This is a genomic window from Chloroflexus islandicus, assembly GCF_001650695.1.
GTDB lineage: Bacteria > Chloroflexota > Chloroflexia > Chloroflexales > Chloroflexaceae > Chloroflexus > Chloroflexus islandicus.
In genome coordinates, this window is sequence record NZ_LWQS01000011.1 from 1 (window position 1) to 14,503 (window position 14,503).

12 protein-coding genes are annotated in these 14,503 nt (G+C 61.2%); 10 read left to right on the forward strand and 2 right to left on the reverse strand.

Annotation, left to right across the window (positions count from 1 at the left end; translation table 11 throughout):
- Positions 1-463 precede the first annotated feature (463 nt).
- Both A6A03_RS00025 and nifJ read right to left on the reverse strand, forming a co-directional pair.
- Positions 464-1,531 (reverse strand): dihydroorotate dehydrogenase-like protein, encoded by a 1,068-nt coding sequence (locus A6A03_RS00025; RefSeq protein WP_066782345.1) that lies wholly within the window; start codon positions 1,529-1,531, stop codon positions 464-466.
- On the reverse strand, positions 1,528-5,106 hold the full coding sequence (gene nifJ, locus A6A03_RS00030) for a pyruvate:ferredoxin (flavodoxin) oxidoreductase (RefSeq protein WP_066782347.1): 3,579 nt from the start codon (positions 5,104-5,106) through the stop codon (positions 1,528-1,530). Before nifJ ends, A6A03_RS00025 begins: the two co-directional genes overlap by 4 nt.
- 240 nt (positions 5,107-5,346) lie before the next feature.
- On the opposite strand from nifJ, the gene A6A03_RS00035 reads away from it, so the two are divergent.
- The 10 genes from A6A03_RS00035 (at position 5,347) to A6A03_RS00075 (ending at position 14,486) form a co-directional block, all read left to right on the forward strand.
- Positions 5,347-5,904 (forward strand): DUF2064 domain-containing protein, encoded by a 558-nt coding sequence (locus tag A6A03_RS00035; RefSeq protein WP_066782348.1) that lies wholly within the window; start codon positions 5,347-5,349, stop codon positions 5,902-5,904.
- Between the two features lie 136 nt (positions 5,905-6,040).
- Positions 6,041-7,171, forward strand: coding sequence for a heat-inducible transcriptional repressor HrcA (hrcA, locus tag A6A03_RS00040; RefSeq protein WP_066782350.1), 1,131 nt, complete (start codon positions 6,041-6,043; stop codon positions 7,169-7,171).
- A 25-nt stretch (positions 7,172-7,196) separates the two neighbouring features.
- Positions 7,197-7,772 carry a nucleotide exchange factor GrpE gene (gene grpE / locus A6A03_RS00045; protein WP_066782352.1) on the forward strand — a complete coding sequence of 192 codons (576 nt, stop codon included), beginning with the start codon at positions 7,197-7,199 and terminating at the stop codon, positions 7,770-7,772.
- A gap of 182 nt (positions 7,773-7,954) precedes the next feature.
- The gene (dnaK, locus tag A6A03_RS00050; protein WP_066782354.1) at positions 7,955-9,796 is read left to right on the forward strand and encodes a molecular chaperone DnaK; all 1,842 of its coding nucleotides are present in this window, start codon (positions 7,955-7,957) and stop codon (positions 9,794-9,796) included.
- 63 nt (positions 9,797-9,859) lie between these two features.
- Positions 9,860-10,978, forward strand: a complete 1,119-nt coding sequence (dnaJ, locus tag A6A03_RS00055; RefSeq protein ID WP_066782356.1) for a molecular chaperone DnaJ — start codon at positions 9,860-9,862, stop codon at positions 10,976-10,978.
- Between the two features lie 58 nt (positions 10,979-11,036).
- The gene (gene rlmB / locus A6A03_RS00060; protein WP_066782358.1) at positions 11,037-11,798 is read left to right on the forward strand and encodes a 23S rRNA (guanosine(2251)-2'-O)-methyltransferase RlmB; all 762 of its coding nucleotides are present in this window, start codon (positions 11,037-11,039) and stop codon (positions 11,796-11,798) included.
- Between the two features lie 84 nt (positions 11,799-11,882).
- Positions 11,883-12,035, forward strand: a complete 153-nt coding sequence (locus A6A03_RS20555) for a hypothetical protein (RefSeq protein ID WP_172812265.1) — start codon at positions 11,883-11,885, stop codon at positions 12,033-12,035.
- A gap of 12 nt (positions 12,036-12,047) precedes the next feature.
- Positions 12,048-12,698, forward strand: a complete 651-nt coding sequence (locus A6A03_RS00065) for a GNAT family N-acetyltransferase (protein ID WP_066782360.1) — start codon at positions 12,048-12,050, stop codon at positions 12,696-12,698.
- A gap of 44 nt (positions 12,699-12,742) precedes the next feature.
- Positions 12,743-14,008, forward strand: a complete 1,266-nt coding sequence (locus tag A6A03_RS00070; protein WP_066782361.1) for a Glu/Leu/Phe/Val family dehydrogenase — start codon at positions 12,743-12,745, stop codon at positions 14,006-14,008.
- A gap of 109 nt (positions 14,009-14,117) precedes the next feature.
- Positions 14,118-14,486: a response regulator gene (locus A6A03_RS00075; RefSeq protein WP_066782362.1), complete on the forward strand. Its 369-nt coding sequence runs from the start codon at positions 14,118-14,120 to the stop codon at positions 14,484-14,486.
- The last annotated feature ends 17 nt before the right edge of the window (positions 14,487-14,503 follow it).

A 14,503-nucleotide genomic window follows, 5' to 3' on the forward strand; every position in this document is an offset into this window, starting at 1 on the left:
GCGAGAACGATACCTGAGAGGAGGGCGCCCGGCCCTGAAGGGCCGGGCTAGGCTTACGAAGCCCGCTGCGCGGGCTGGCCCTCACCCCCCGCCCCCCTCTCCCACCTGACGGTGGGAGAGGGGGAGCTGCGCGATGGCGGGCAAGGCATGGCAGGAGTGGGGGATAGGGGTCTGTCATCGCGAGGGCGCGCAGTGCCCGCAGCAATCTCCTGCGTCAGCGAGAACGATACCTGAGAGGATTGCTTTTCGTCCTCGCAGGAGATTGCTTCGCTACGGGGCAGCGCTGCGCGCTGCCCCTTCGCTCGCAGTGACATACGGGGAGAGCGGGAGAGCGGCGCTGCCCCTTCGCTCGCAATGACATACGGGGAGAGCGGGGATGCACGCTGGCAGAGGGCAAAGACAAGAGCGCAACGCCACGGATAACCTCCGTGGCGTTGCACTCTGCCCGTTTACCGGATCAGCGCTACGACTCATCACCAAGGAAGGGGTACAACATACGCCCGGTCAGGTCGTTATGGCTACCGATGGCGTAGGGTGGCCGGTAATCTTCCAGCACGCGGATGTAGTTCGCCCGCTCGAAGGCTGCCGGTTCGGCGACCGCGCGCTGGCTCATACTGCCGCGCAACTGCTCGATCGATTCGTATTCGTGTTCGGTCAGCCACAACTCCATATCGCGCAGCACGTTGCGCACAATATCGGGAGCGCGCCCACGCAGCAGCGCCGAAGCCATTGTCGCGACGCTTGCCCCCGCCATCAACCCTTTGAGCGCATCAATGGCGCTATGCACGCCGCTGCTGATAGCGAACTCAACCGGAATGCGCCCATAGAGCAGCGCAATCCAGCGCAACGGCAAGCGTAGATCGCCTGAGGTGCTCAGTTGCAGGTTAGGTCGCACCGAAAGCTGTTCGAGATCGAGATCGGGCTGGTAGAAGCGATTGAACAGTACCAGCGCGTTCGCCCCGGCCTCCATCAAGCGCCACGCAAAATTGGGCAGGGCAGTGAAGTAGGGGCCAATCTTCACCGCCAGGGGGATACTGATTTCGGCACGCACGGCGCGCACCAGCTCGACGTAGATGTTTTCGAGTTCGGTGCTGGTGAGATTGGTATCAATCGGCACAAAATAGATATTCAGTTCAATGGCATCAGCCCCGGCGTCTTGGATGAGCCGCGCGTAATGCACCCATCCGCCTGCCGAGACACCGTTGAGACTGCCGATCACCGGAATGCTCAGCGCCTTCTTCAAGGCTGTGACCTGCTCGAGATAGCGTTCAGGGCCAACGCTATATGCGCCGTGTTCGGGCAAATAGCTGAGCGCCTCGGCGAAGCTCTCGGCCCCATGGCTGAGCATGCGATCGAGTTCGAGACTGTTGTGAATGATCTGCTCTTCAAAGAGCGAGTACATCACGATCGCGCCCAACCCAGCCTCTTCAAGCTGGCGGGCCAGCTCGACGTTACGGCTAATGGGTGATGCGGCAGCGACCAGCGGCGATCGGAGCCGCATTCCCAGATACGTGGTACTCAGATCAATCATCGCAGCCCCTCCTTCGTCTCGGCAGTCAGCTCATTGGCCATCCATTGCAAATGCGCCCACTTCAACGCCACTTGCCGGCGCAAGCTATTGAGCAATTGCTCGTAGCGAGCCGGGTTGGCCTGTTGCAGCATCTGGAAGCGACCCTCGCCGCGCACATAGACTTCGGGATCGATGCTAGGGGCTTTCGAGTCGATGGTCAGCGGCGAACCTTCGTGAATCGCCGGGTTGTAGCGATAGAGTGGCCAGATGCCCGATTCAACCGCCAGCCGCTGCTGTTCAAGCCCGCGGCGCAGGTCGTAGCCATGGGCAATGCAGTGGCTATAGGCGATGATCAGCGAAACGCCGGGGTAGGCTTCGGCCTCTTGGAAGGCGCGCAAGGTTTGTACGTCATCGGCCCCGAACGCAACCCGCGCCACGTACACATCACCATAGGTCATCGCGATCTGGGCCAAATCTTTCTTGACCCCGCCTTTGCCGCTGGCGGCAAACTTGGCCACGGCGCCGGTCGGGGTTGATTTGCTGGCCTGACCGCCGGTGTTCGAGTAAACCTCGGTATCAAGTACGAGAATATTGACATCGCGGCCAGAAGCAAACACGTGGTCGAGACCGCCAAAGCCGATGTCGTAGGCCCAGCCGTCGCCACCGACGATCCAGATGCTGCGCTTGATCAGCACATCGGCTAGCGCCAGCAGGTCGCGCATCTGGGCCGCTTCGGGCGGGTTATCGGCCAGCAGTTCACGTAGGCGCTGCTTGAGGATCGCCACCCGCTCGCGCTGCTCGCGAATACCGGCTTCAGTATGTTGATCGGCGCGGAGCAGGTCTTCGACGAATTCAGCGCCGAGGATGGGGCGCAACCGGTTGAGCAGCATCTGGGCATGTTCAAGCTGCTGGTCAATGCTCAGGCGCATCCCCAGACCAAACTCGGCGTTATCCTCGAACAGCGAGTTGCACCACGCCGGCCCGCGCCCATCGGCGTTGGTCGTCCACGGCGTGGTCGGCAAGTTACCGCCGTAGATCGACGAACAACCGGTGGCGTTAGCGATAATCGCCCGGTCGCCAAAGAGCTGGCTGAGCAACTTGAGGTAGGGCGTTTCGCCGCAGCCGGCGCACGCGCCAGAGAATTCCATCAACGGCACGAACAACTGGGTGTGCTTGACGCTGCCCGCCGGGATGAGGGTGCGATCGACATCGGGCAGGCTGAGGAAGAAGTCCCAGTATTCGGCTTCGCGGGCGCGAATGGGCGGTTGCGGCTGCATATTGATCGCCTTGCGCCCCACCGCACGCTTGTCTTTGACCGGGCAAGCCTCAACGCAGAGACCGCAGCCGGTGCAGTCTTCGGGCGCGACTTGCAGCGTATAGCGCTGCTCAGGAAACTCCTTGAAGCGAGCCGGCGCGCTGCGGAAGCCTTCAGGAGCGCCAGCCAGCGCCTCTTCGGGGTAGACCTTGGCCCGGATGGTAGCATGCGGGCAGACAAAGACACACTTATTGCATTGGATGCAGATATTCGGATCCCAGACCGGTATTTCAAGCGCGATATTGCGCTTCTCCCACTTGGTGGTACCGGTGGGGAAGGAGCCATCGAGCGGGATGGCGCTCACCGGCAAATCATCACCGCGACCGGCGATCATCGTGCCGAGCACGTCCCGCACAAACTCCGGCGCGTTGGGCGCAACTGGCGGACGCATCGGCAAGCCGTTGTCTTCGCTCGGCGGCGGAATCGGCACCTCGTAGAGCCGGTCGAGGGTGCGATCGACGGCGGCCCAATTCTGCTTGACCACGGCTTCGCCGCGGCGGCCATACGTCTTCTTGATCGACTGCTTGATCGCCGCAATCGCGTCTTCGCGCGGCAACACGCCGCTGATGGCGAAGAAGCAGGTCTGCATCACGGTATTAATGCGCCCGCGCATGCCAACTTCGTTCGCTACTGCGGTAGCATCGATCACATAGACGCGCAGATTGAGTTCGCGGATCTTGCGCTGCACAACGGTCGGCAACTGATGCCAAACCTGATCGGGGCCATAGGGGCTATTGAGCAAGAAGACGCCATTCGGCGCAGCGTACTGCAAGACATCGAACCGCTCGAGGAAGCTGAAGTGGTGGCAAGCAACAAACTGGGCTTGACCCTTGCCGATCAGGTATGGCGTCGCCAACGGCGACGGGCCGAAACGCAAGTGCGAGATCGTCACCGACCCCGACTTCTTTGAGTCGTACACGAAGTAGCCTTGGGCGTAGCGTTCGGCCTCGCCTTCGCTGCTATCGCCGATAATCTTGATGCTATTCTTGTTCGCGCCGACGGTGCCATCAGCGCCGAGCCCCCAGAAGACACAGCGCACTGTACCGGGAGGATCGATGCAGAGATCGGGATCGTAGCTCAGGCTGCTGTTGGTCACATCATCGTTGATGCCAACGGTAAAGCGCTCTTTGGGATGCTCTTTAGCCAGCTCGGCGAAGACGGCGGCTGCCATGCCCGGCGTAAACTCCTTCGACGACAACCCGTACCGTCCGCCGATAATCGTGATCGGCTGCCCGCGCAGCGCATGCACCACATCAAGGAAGAGCGGCTCGCCGGAAGCGCCGGGTTCTTTGGTGCGATCGAGTACGGCAATCGCCTTCACGCTCGGCGGCAACACGGCGCGGAACGCCTCGACGGCGAAGGGCCGGAAGAGGCGCACCTGCACCACACCCACCTTCTCGCCCTGTTGGTTGAGATAGAAGGCGGTCTCACGCGCGGTTTCGCCGCCCGAACCCATGATCACGATTACCCGCTCGGCATCGGGCGCGCCGAAGTAGTCGAACAGGTGGTAGCGGCGGCCAGTGATTTCGGCGAAGCGATCCATTTGCGCCTGTACCACGCTGGGGAAAGCGTCGATAATCGGCTGGATGCGCTCGCGGGCCTGAAACGCGACATCGGGGTTCTGGGCCGTGCCGCGGATCACCGGATGTTCGGGCGAGAGGGCATGGGCGCGGTGCTCATGCACCCATTCGTCTTTGATCATCGCGCGAATTTCTTCTTCTTCGAGCAGCGTAATCGAGTTGACCTCGTGCGAGGTACGGAAGCCGTCGAAGAAGTGGATCACCGGCAACTTGCCGGCCAGCGAGCTAGCATGGGCAATCAACGCCAAATCTTGCGCCTCTTGCACCGAAGCCGAGGCCAGCATACCAAGGCCAGTTGCGCGGGCCGCCATCACATCCGAGTGATCGCCGAAGATCGACAGACCCTGCGTGGCAAGAGCGCGAGCGGCCACATGAAACACACCGGGGTTCAACTCGGCGGCCATCTTAAACCAGTTCGGAATCATCAACAGCAGCCCTTGCGAGGCGGTAAACGTCGTGATCAGCGCACCCGTCTGCATCGCGCCGTGTAACGCGCCGGCAGCGCCGCCTTCGGACTGCATCTCATATACGGTTGGCACGACTCCCCACAGATTAGTCTTGCCGGCGGCGGCCATCGCATCGGCCTGCTCGCCCATTGGGGTCGAAGGGGTAATCGGATAGATCGCTATCACTTCACTCAGTTGATAGGCAACGTTAGCAACCGCTTCATTGCCATCAAGCGTTACACGCCGTGATCCCATCGCTGCCTCCTTGGCTGTATGCAGGAAAACCACTGCCTGCTCCACTCAGTATAGAAGCAGAGCGGCAGCGCTTCAGATGCAACTCAGGCAACCTTCAGTGATAATTGCTTCATTCTGAGACCATTCCGACCGGAAAAGATTCATCGAATTTTTAACTTCAGGGCGTCGTTTCTGCCGTTCAAACCGATACGACGTTCTATAATAGGTGCAATTTCGCGCACTGCAAAAACGGAGCAGCGCATGCAGCGCACAACCCTGATCCTTGAGCGAACCGCCGCTCTGCGAGAGACATTCGGCATTGAAGCGAGTTGGTGGTCAAGCGCGTTTCTGGCCGATACACAGGCATTAGTGATGCGCATCACTGGCGCTGTCGCCATTGTCACTTCAACCATCCATATCACCGCCGAGAACATTGAGGGGCCATTTGTCATCATCAGCGGCGACACGCCACACATCCCGGAAACGCGGATTCGCGATGCTTTTACCTTGCTCGAGAGCGGATATGATGCGGTGGTCGGGCCATGCGATCGGGGCAGTTGGTACATCTTGGGCCTGCGCCAAGCGAGCTTGGCGGCCTCCATCCCGCTCGGCGGCGGCGGGTTGCTGCCATGGATGGAACAGATGCACCAACGCGATGTGCGCGTGATCCAGTTACCACTCTGGTTCCGGATCATGCACCCAACCGATCTGGCGACGCTCGCGATCGCGTTACGCACGATGCCGGCTTGGTATGCGCCAGCCACCCGCCATCTGCTCGGCGATAACGAGGGGTCGCTGGCACGGGAGTGGGGGGCATAGGGGGGTGACAACCGCCATAACTTATGGTATACTCTTTATCGGCGTGCATCAGATGCACGCCAACCTTTTACGTTACAAGCCTTAGCACTCTCGCCTCACGAGTGCTAACCATCGACCAGCGAGGCAGGACACAGCGATGAGCGGACCTCTGACCGAACGCCGGCAGACGATACTCAAGCTGGTCATTCAGGAGTTTGTTGACACGGCCACGCCGGTCGCATCCGAGACGCTGGTGCGCAAATATCGCCTGCCCGTCTCACCGGCGACGGTGCGCAACGATATGGCCGCGCTCGAGGAATTGGGCTTTCTCACCCACCCGCACACGTCGGGCGGGCGGATCCCGACCGACGCCGGCTATCGCTTTTTTGTCGAAAATCTCATGGAGCGCACGTCGCTGTCACCCGCCGAGCAGCGTATGATCCGCCACCAATTTTATCAAGTGCGCGGCGAGCTGGATCAGTGGGTGCAACTCGCTTGTGCGGTGCTGGCTCGCACCGCGCACAACGCCTCGGTGGCAACTGCGCCGCGGGCCGAGCAGCTCCGCTTCAAGAGCCTTGAGCTGATCGCGATCCACGAGACGATGGCGTTGGCGGTGATGGTCTTCCACGGCGGGATTGTCAAGCAGCAGACGCTGCCGATCGAGCCGGGCCGCACGCCAGAGGATCTGCGCCGCGCCGCCGGCATTGTGAGCGATCTGCTGGCTGACACGACCCTGAGCCGGGCCGAAGAGCTCGCGGCGACGGCAACCTTTAACGGCATTCCGCTCAGCGATTTCGAGCGCGGGCTGGTCGATCTGGTGGTGCGGGCGATGCAGGCGTTTGAAGAGCAAGCGCAAGAGCAAATCTATTCTGACGGCTTGCTCGAAATGCTTAGCCAACCGGAATTTTTGCCGGCGAGCGGGCGTGATGACGCCGAACGCGCGATTGAACGCATGCGCCGCACCCTCGAAATCCTGAAGAGCGGGCGCGGCCTGAGCCCGTTGATCCCGCAGGCGCTGGCGTCAGGCGGGGTACAGGTGATTATCGGCGGCGAGCACGGCGAAGATGCGATGCGCGACTACAGCGTGATCCTTGCCCGCTATGGCGTTGAAGGCGCGATTGCCGGCGTGCTCGGCGTGATTGGCCCCACCCGAATGGCCTATCCGCGCTCGATCTCGACCGTGCGCTATATCGCGTCACTGATGAGCAATTTGTTGGCCGAACTCTATAATGTCAATGCGCGCCCCTCTGAGGTCGAGACCGATCCCAACGGTGATCAGCGCGCGTAACATATTGTCTATGAACGAGGAAATTATGTCGAACCCAGAAGAAGTCAAACCTGACACCACCACCACCACCGGCAACGGCGCTGCTGCGACGACGCCAGACACGGCAACCGTCGAGACGCCGGCTGATCCGGCGGCGGTGATTGCCGATCTGCAAAATCGATTGGCACAGGCTGAGGCGCAGGCGGCTGAATATAAGGATCAGTGGATGCGGGCGGTGGCCGATTATCGTAATTTCAAGCGCCGCACCGATACCGAACGGGCCGAACTGATCCGCAACGCCGGCGCGGCGCTGATTCTCAAGCTGCTGCCGGTGCTCGATGATTTCGAGCGCGCCATCGCCAACATTCCGCCTGAGATCGCCAGCACGCCGTGGTGGCAGGGAACGCAACTGATTGCCCAGAAGTTGCGTACTATTCTCGAAAGTGAAGGGGTGAAGCCGATCGAGGCGTTGGGGCAAGATTTTGACCCCAATCTGCACGAGGCGGTGATCTACGAAGAGGCGGAAGGGCAAGAGGGCAAGGTGATCGCCGAATTGCAGCGCGGCTACCTGCTGCACGATCGCGTCATCCGGCCAAGCATGGTCAAGGTCGGGCGCGGGTAAGGGCAGCATTGGGATGAGCGGGGTGGTATAGCGGTATATAGGTAAGGGCGGGTTTGAAACCCGCCCGTCTATCCCGTCCGTCCAACCATCCGTGCCGGCGGGTTTGAAACACGCCGCTTCCTGTGCGGTAACGAGAATCGCGATAACAGTCTGGGTCATCGCATATTGTCAAAGGTTTTTCCATGCCAAAGGTTATTGGGATTGATTTAGGCACAACCAACTCAGTCGTAGCAGTCGTCGAAGGCGGCGATGTGGTGGTCATCCCCAACGCCGAAGGCGCGCGCCTCACCCCCTCGGTCGTGGCGATCACGAAGTCAGGCGAACGGGTGGTCGGCCAAGTCGCTCGCCGGCAGGCCGTCACCAACCCCGAAAATACGGTCTTCTCGGTCAAGCGCTTTATCGGGCGCAAATTCGCCGAGCCGTCGGTGCAGCGCGATAAAGATCTGGTGCCGTACCAGCTTACCGCGGCGCCGAATGGTGATGTGCGGGTCTTGATGGCAGGCCGCGAGTATGCCCCGCCGGAGATTTCGGCGATGGTGCTGCAAAAACTCAAGGCTGATGCTGAAGCCTATCTTGGCGAGCCGGTCACGCAGGCAGTGATTACGGTACCGGCCTATTTCAACGATAGCCAACGGCAGGCCACCAAAGATGCCGGCAAGATCGCCGGCCTTGAAGTGCTGCGCATTGTCAATGAGCCGACTGCCAGCGCGCTGGCCTACGGCCTTGACAAGAAGGGCCAAGATGAATTGGTGGTCGTCTATGATATGGGTGGCGGCACCTTCGACGTGAGCATTCTTGAACTCAGCGAAGGCGTCGTTGAGGTCAAGGCGACCAGTGGCGATACCCATCTCGGCGGTGATGATTTCGACCAGCGGATTATTGATTGGCTGGCCGAAGGATTTAAAAAAGAGCACGGCATTGATTTGCGCGATGACCGGGTAGCCCTGCAACGTTTGAAAGAAGCGGCTGAGAAGGCAAAGATGGAGCTCAGCTCGCTGATGCAGACTGAGATTAGTTTGCCCTTTATCACCGCCGATTCCAGCGGTCCCAAGCACCTGAGCGCAACCCTGACCCGCGCCAAGCTCGAACAGCTCTGCGCCGATCTGATCGAGCGCAGTATGGGGCCGGTGCGGCAAGCCCTGCGCGATGCCGGTCTGCAACCAAACCAGATCGATGAGATTATTCTGGTCGGCGGCCAAACCCGGATGCCGGCCATTCAGGCGGCGGTGCGCAATTTCTTTGGCAAAGAACCGAACCGCAGTGTCAATCCCGACGAGGTGGTCGCGATTGGCGCGGCCATCCAAGCCGGCGTGCTCGGCGGCGAGGTGAAGGATGTGCTGCTGCTCGATGTCACGCCGCTGACACTCGGCATTGAGACGCTCGGCGGCGTGATGACGCCGATCATCGAGCGCAATACCACCATCCCCACCCGCAAGAGCCAAGTCTTTTCGACTGCCAGCGATAATCAGAGCAGCGTCGAGATTCATGTCTTGCAGGGTGAGCGGGCCGAAGCGCGCTACAACAAGAGCCTTGGTCGCTTTGAGCTGTCAGGCATTCCACCCGCGCCGCGCGGTGTGCCCCAGATCGAGGTGACGTTCGATATCGACGCCAATGGCATCGTGAGCGTGAGCGCGCGCGATAAGGCCACCGGCAAAGAACAGCGGATCACGATCACCGCTTCGTCGGGCCTCTCGCAAGACGAGATCGAGCAGATGGTGCGCGACGCCGAGCTGCACGCCGAAGAGGATCGCCGGCGGCGCGAGTTGATCGCGGCCCGCAATCAGGCCGACAGCGTGTTATACGCTGCCGAAAAAGCCCTGCGTGAAGCCGGCGAAAATCTTGACCCGGCGCTCCGCAGCAATGTGGAAGAGAAGGCGATGGCCTTGCGCAGCGTGCTCGCTGACGATGATGAGCAGGCAATTCGCAATCGGATTGCTGAATTGGCCGTTGCATTGCAACATGTGACGGCCGCCGCACCTAATGGCGCTGCCGGCGTCGTTGATGGCGAAAAGGTCGAAGAATAGGTCCGATGGCGGGCCGGTAGCGATCGGGACACCGGCCGGCAGTGTGCGTAACGAGGAAACCGTATGACAGCGGGAGCCAAACGTGACTACTACGAGGTGCTCGGGGTGAGTCGCAGTGCGACGCCCGACGAGATCAAGAAGGCATTTCGCCGGCTGGCCCGCCAGTATCACCCCGATGTCAATAAATCGCCTGAGGCTGAGGCGAAGTTTAAAGAGATCAACGAAGCCTACGAGGTGCTCTCTGATGAGCAGAAGCGGGCGATGTACGACCGCTTCGGCCACAACCCGCCCGGTTTCGGCGGGATGGGTGGCGACCCATTTAGCGGCGTTGATCCGTTCAGCTCGATCTTCGACGCCTTTTTTGGGGGGGCCAGCGCGGGGCGCAGCACCCGCGGCCCATTGCGCGGCGCCGATCTGCGTTACACGCTGCGCCTGACCTTTGAAGAAGCGGTGTTCGGCGCCGAAAAAGAGATCGAGTTCCGCCGATTGGAAACTTGCAGCGCGTGCCAAGGTTCCGGCGCCGAACCGGGTACCGAGCCGGCGCGCTGCCCGCGCTGCGGCGGCACCGGCGAGATCCGCCAGCGCGCGCCGATTTTCAATATGGTGACGGTGACGACATGCGATACCTGCGGCGGCACCGGCTATGTCATTCCCATTCCCTGCCGCGAATGCCGCGGCGAGGGTCGGGTGCGCAAGTCGCGTAAGATTACCGTCCGTGTACCCGCTGGCGTTGATGGGTCGCAACAGATCCGGATCAGCGGCGAGGGTGAAGCCGGGCCGCGCGGCGGCCCACCCGGCAATCTCTACGTGGCGCTCGATATTCAACCACATCCGATCTTCGAGCGCGACGGCAATGACATTATCTTGCCGTTGACGATCAACGTCGCCCAAGCGGCACTGGGAAGTGATGTCAGCGTTCCCACTCTCGAAGGAACCGAAAAGCTGCGCCTGCCACCCGGCACCCAGCACGGCCAAACCTTCCGCATCCGCGGCAAAGGAGTGCCTTACCTGCGCCAACAGGGTCGCGGCGATCTGATCGTGGTCATCCGGATCGAGGTGCCAACCAAACTCACCGATCAACAGCGCCGCCTGTTCCAAGAACTGGCGCAAACCTTCTCGCCTGATGGCGACCACGGTGACAAAGGGTTGTTCGGCCATATCAAAGACGCGCTAGGGTTGTAGCTGGATGGAAACGACCCAGCCACGGTTGCGACCGTCTGTAACAGCGAGTGAGTAGATTATGACGACCGAGTTGCTCTATGGGCGCAACGCGGTGCGCGAGGCTCTCCGCGCTCGCCGCCGCGCGTTGCGCCGTTTAGTTATCTCGCGCAGCGTGCAAGAGAGCGGCATTATCGCCGATATCATCCGGCTGGCCGAACAGGCCGGCGTGCCGGTGGAGCGGATTGAGCGGCAGGCGCTCGACCGCCAGTTGCGCGACGCGAACCATCAGGGGGTTATGCTCGAAACCGGCCCCTATCCGTATGTCGAACTCGAGGAATGCTTGCAAGCAGCGGCTGACCGGCGCGAGCCTGCGCTCCTCTTGTTGCTGGATCATCTGCAAGACCCGCAAAACATCGGCACCCTGTTACGTACCGCCGAAGCGGTCGGCTGCCACGGTGTCGTCATTCCGGGACGGCGCGCCGCCGACATTACGCCGGCAGTGGTCAATGCTAGCAGCGGCGCAGTAGAACATCTGCGGGTGGCGATGGTGACGAATTTGGCTCAAACGATCGAAGCATTGCAGCGCACCGGCATTTGGGTGGCCGGGCTTGAGCAAGATGAAGCGGCCAAAGATATCGACACGGTCGATCTTGATCTGCCGCTCGCCCTCGTCATTGGCGCCGAGGGAACTGGTATGGCCCGCTTGGTGCGTGAACGGTGCGATTTTCTCGTGCGGTTGCCGATCGTTGGCCAAGTGGGATCGCTCAACGCCGCCGTGGCCGGCAGCATTGCGCTGTACCACGCATGGCGGCAACGCTTCCGTTCAGTGCCGGAAGAATGATAACGTCCACGAACTTCATCGCCGCTTACTTGAAGCATCATTGGGCATGCGCTAGAATACAGTGCGGTAGCGCAAGGAGGAACTATGCGTTGGGTAACACTGGTGGCGCTGTTGGCAGCTCTTGGCTATATCGTCTTTTTGCAGCGAAAGTTGGCCGTCGCCGAGCGGCGCGGTGATATGTACCGTGATATTGCCAGCCGGCTAGAATTGCGCGTGGCCGAGCTGACGGCGCGCTAAGCAGGCGTAGCAATGTACGCCGTCGCAGCTCCTCCAATTGGCGTGCCGGCCGATGATGTGGTGATTCGACCGGCCCGCCTGAGCGACATTGAAGCGATCGTCGCCCTCCACCGCGAAGCATTTGCCGACACCTTCGGCGCAGCGTTTGGCCCGCGCGATCGGGAACGCGGCGCGCAAGCGTTGGCGACCGGCTGGCGGCGGCAAGGGCCAGCGGCGCTGCGCGGCATGCTGGTGGCGGAATACGCCGGCCAGCTCATCGGTACGACCAGCTTGCGCACCCGCGATATGATCGGCGATGGCGGCGGGTTTGCCGAGGCGGCCTTTTTTGAGACATTAGGCGTCTGGGGAGCGTTGCGTTCGCTCTTTGCCCTCTCGCTGCTCGACCATCAGATCGAACGTGGTGAAGGGTTTATCGCCGATGTCGCCGTTGCCCCGGAATGGCGGCGGCGCGGTATCGCACGCGCACTGTTGCAACGCGCCGAAGACGATGCCCGCGCCCGCTCCCTCACCTATTTAGGGTTGTACGTGCGCGAGAGCAATCACGGCGCCCGCGCGCTTTATGAGCGGCTTGGCTTTCAGGCAATGTATATCCGCCGCTCACTGTTCGCCCGGTTGTTCTTCGGTCAGGACGGTTGGATCTATATGCGCAAGGATCTGGCCTGATCGAGAGGAGATACAGCTTGAAGATCAATGAAGAGGGGAAGACAATGACGTCTCACCAGATCAACCCGTTTCACGTCGCTCAACAGCAGTTCGATCAGGCTGCCGATATGTTGCGCCTGCCCGATGATGTGCGGGCGATTCTGCGCGTGCCTCAGCGCGAATTGACGGTTAACTTTCCAGTGCAGATGGACGACGGCTCGACCCGCGTCTTTACCGGCTATCGCGTGCAGCACAATCTCAGCCGGGGGCCGGTGAAGGGCGGCATCCGCTATCACCCCAGCGTTGACATTGACGAAGTGCGCGCGCTGGCGATGTGGATGACATGGAAGTGCGCGCTAGTCAATATTCCCTACGGCGGCGCCAAGGGCGGCGTGATCGTCGATCCCAAGCAACTCTCACCGGGAGAGCTTGAGCGGCTGACACGGCGCTTCGCCACCGAAATCAGCATCCTGCTCGGCCCCGAAAAGGATATTCCCGCGCCCGATGTCGGCACCAACGCCCAAACCATGGCGTGGATTATGGATACCATCTCGATGCATCGCGGCTACACGGTGCCGGCGGTAATCACTGGCAAACCGGTGAACGTCGGCGGATCGCTGGGTCGCGTCGAGGCAACCGGCCGCGGGGTGATGCTGATGGTGCGCGAGATGGCGCGTAAGCTCAATTGGCCGCTGGCGGGGTTGCGCGTCGTGGTGCAAGGGTTCGGCAATGTCGGCAGCACGGCAGCGCATCTGCTCCATCAGCTCGGTTGTACGATCATCGGCGTGGCTGATGCGTCAGGCGGCTACTACTGCGCGCATGGGCTTGATATTCCGGCCATGCGCGCCTATGCCGACCGCCATCCGTTCCACCTGCTGGAAGGCTATAGCGCACCCGGCGTTGAACGGATCAGCGGCAGCGAATTGTTGGAACTCGAATGCGATGTCTTGATTCCGGCGGCGCTGGAAAACCAGCTCACCGGAGCGAACGCTGAACGCATCCGCGCCAAGTTGATTGTCGAAGGCGCTAACGGGCCAACGACGCCGGAAGCGGATGCGATTCTGGGTGAACGCGGCATTCTTATCGTGCCTGATATTCTCGCCAACGCCGGCGGCGTGATCGTCTCGTACTTTGAATGGGTGCAGGGCCTGCAAGAGTTTTTCTGGGACGAACAAGACATCAATGATAAGCTGGAACGCATTATCGTCGGCGCCTTCCAGCAGGTGACAACTATGGCCGAGCAGCGCCGGGTCCCGCTGCGCCTTGCGGCCTATTTGCTGGCCGTGCAGCGGGTGGCCGATGCAAATACGACCCGTGGGGTGTATCCGTGATGAACGCCAAGCCGCCGCGATGCTCAGCGAAGACCGGCGCTGGCGCGCAAAGTCGTTGCTAACGACGCTGAGCATCGTAGCGGAGTGAGCTGATAGCGCAGGAGACCGTATGCACATTGTGCTCGTTGAGGATAATCCGCTGATGCAACAATTGTTTGCGATCTTCCTGCGCGGGCAGGGCTTTGAGGTGACAGTCGCCGCCACCGGTGCGGCTGCATTGGCCGCACCGGTAGCATCACCAGCCCTTTTTCTCATCGATCTGCGGTTGCCCGATTGTGATGGGTTTGATCTCTTGCGCCAATTGCGCGCCCGGCCTGAGCTGCGCCACTGCCCGGCCATCGCGCTCAGCGGCCTTGGCGAAAGCGACCGGCGCTCGGCGCTGGCGGCTGGTTTCGATCGCTTTCTCACCAAACCGACCGATCTCGATGAATTGATCCTGACGATCACCGAGTTGTTGGGAGGCGCGCCGGAACGTTAGGCTGCGCCTCAGCAGGA

Excerpts from the sequence above, each read along its gene's own strand:
- A6A03_RS00065 (WP_066782360.1), top strand. The coding sequence starts at position 12,048 with ATGTACGCCGTCGCAGCTCCTCCAATTGGCGTGCCGGCCGATGATGTG.
- nifJ (WP_066782347.1), bottom strand. The coding sequence starts at position 5,106 with ATGGGATCACGGCGTGTAACGCTTGATGGCAATGAAGCGGTTGCTAAC.
- A6A03_RS00070 (WP_066782361.1), top strand. The coding sequence starts at position 12,743 with ATGACGTCTCACCAGATCAACCCGTTTCACGTCGCTCAACAGCAGTTC.
- dnaK (WP_066782354.1), top strand. The coding sequence starts at position 7,955 with ATGCCAAAGGTTATTGGGATTGATTTAGGCACAACCAACTCAGTCGTA.
- A6A03_RS20555 (WP_172812265.1), top strand. The coding sequence starts at position 11,883 with ATGCGTTGGGTAACACTGGTGGCGCTGTTGGCAGCTCTTGGCTATATC.
- hrcA (WP_066782350.1), top strand. The coding sequence starts at position 6,041 with ATGAGCGGACCTCTGACCGAACGCCGGCAGACGATACTCAAGCTGGTC.
- A6A03_RS00035 (WP_066782348.1), top strand. The coding sequence starts at position 5,347 with ATGCAGCGCACAACCCTGATCCTTGAGCGAACCGCCGCTCTGCGAGAG.
- A6A03_RS00075 (WP_066782362.1), top strand. The coding sequence starts at position 14,118 with ATGCACATTGTGCTCGTTGAGGATAATCCGCTGATGCAACAATTGTTT.
- A6A03_RS00025 (WP_066782345.1), bottom strand. The coding sequence starts at position 1,531 with ATGATTGATCTGAGTACCACGTATCTGGGAATGCGGCTCCGATCGCCG.
- grpE (WP_066782352.1), top strand. The coding sequence starts at position 7,197 with ATGTCGAACCCAGAAGAAGTCAAACCTGACACCACCACCACCACCGGC.
- dnaJ (WP_066782356.1), top strand. The coding sequence starts at position 9,860 with ATGACAGCGGGAGCCAAACGTGACTACTACGAGGTGCTCGGGGTGAGT.
- rlmB (WP_066782358.1), top strand. The coding sequence starts at position 11,037 with ATGACGACCGAGTTGCTCTATGGGCGCAACGCGGTGCGCGAGGCTCTC.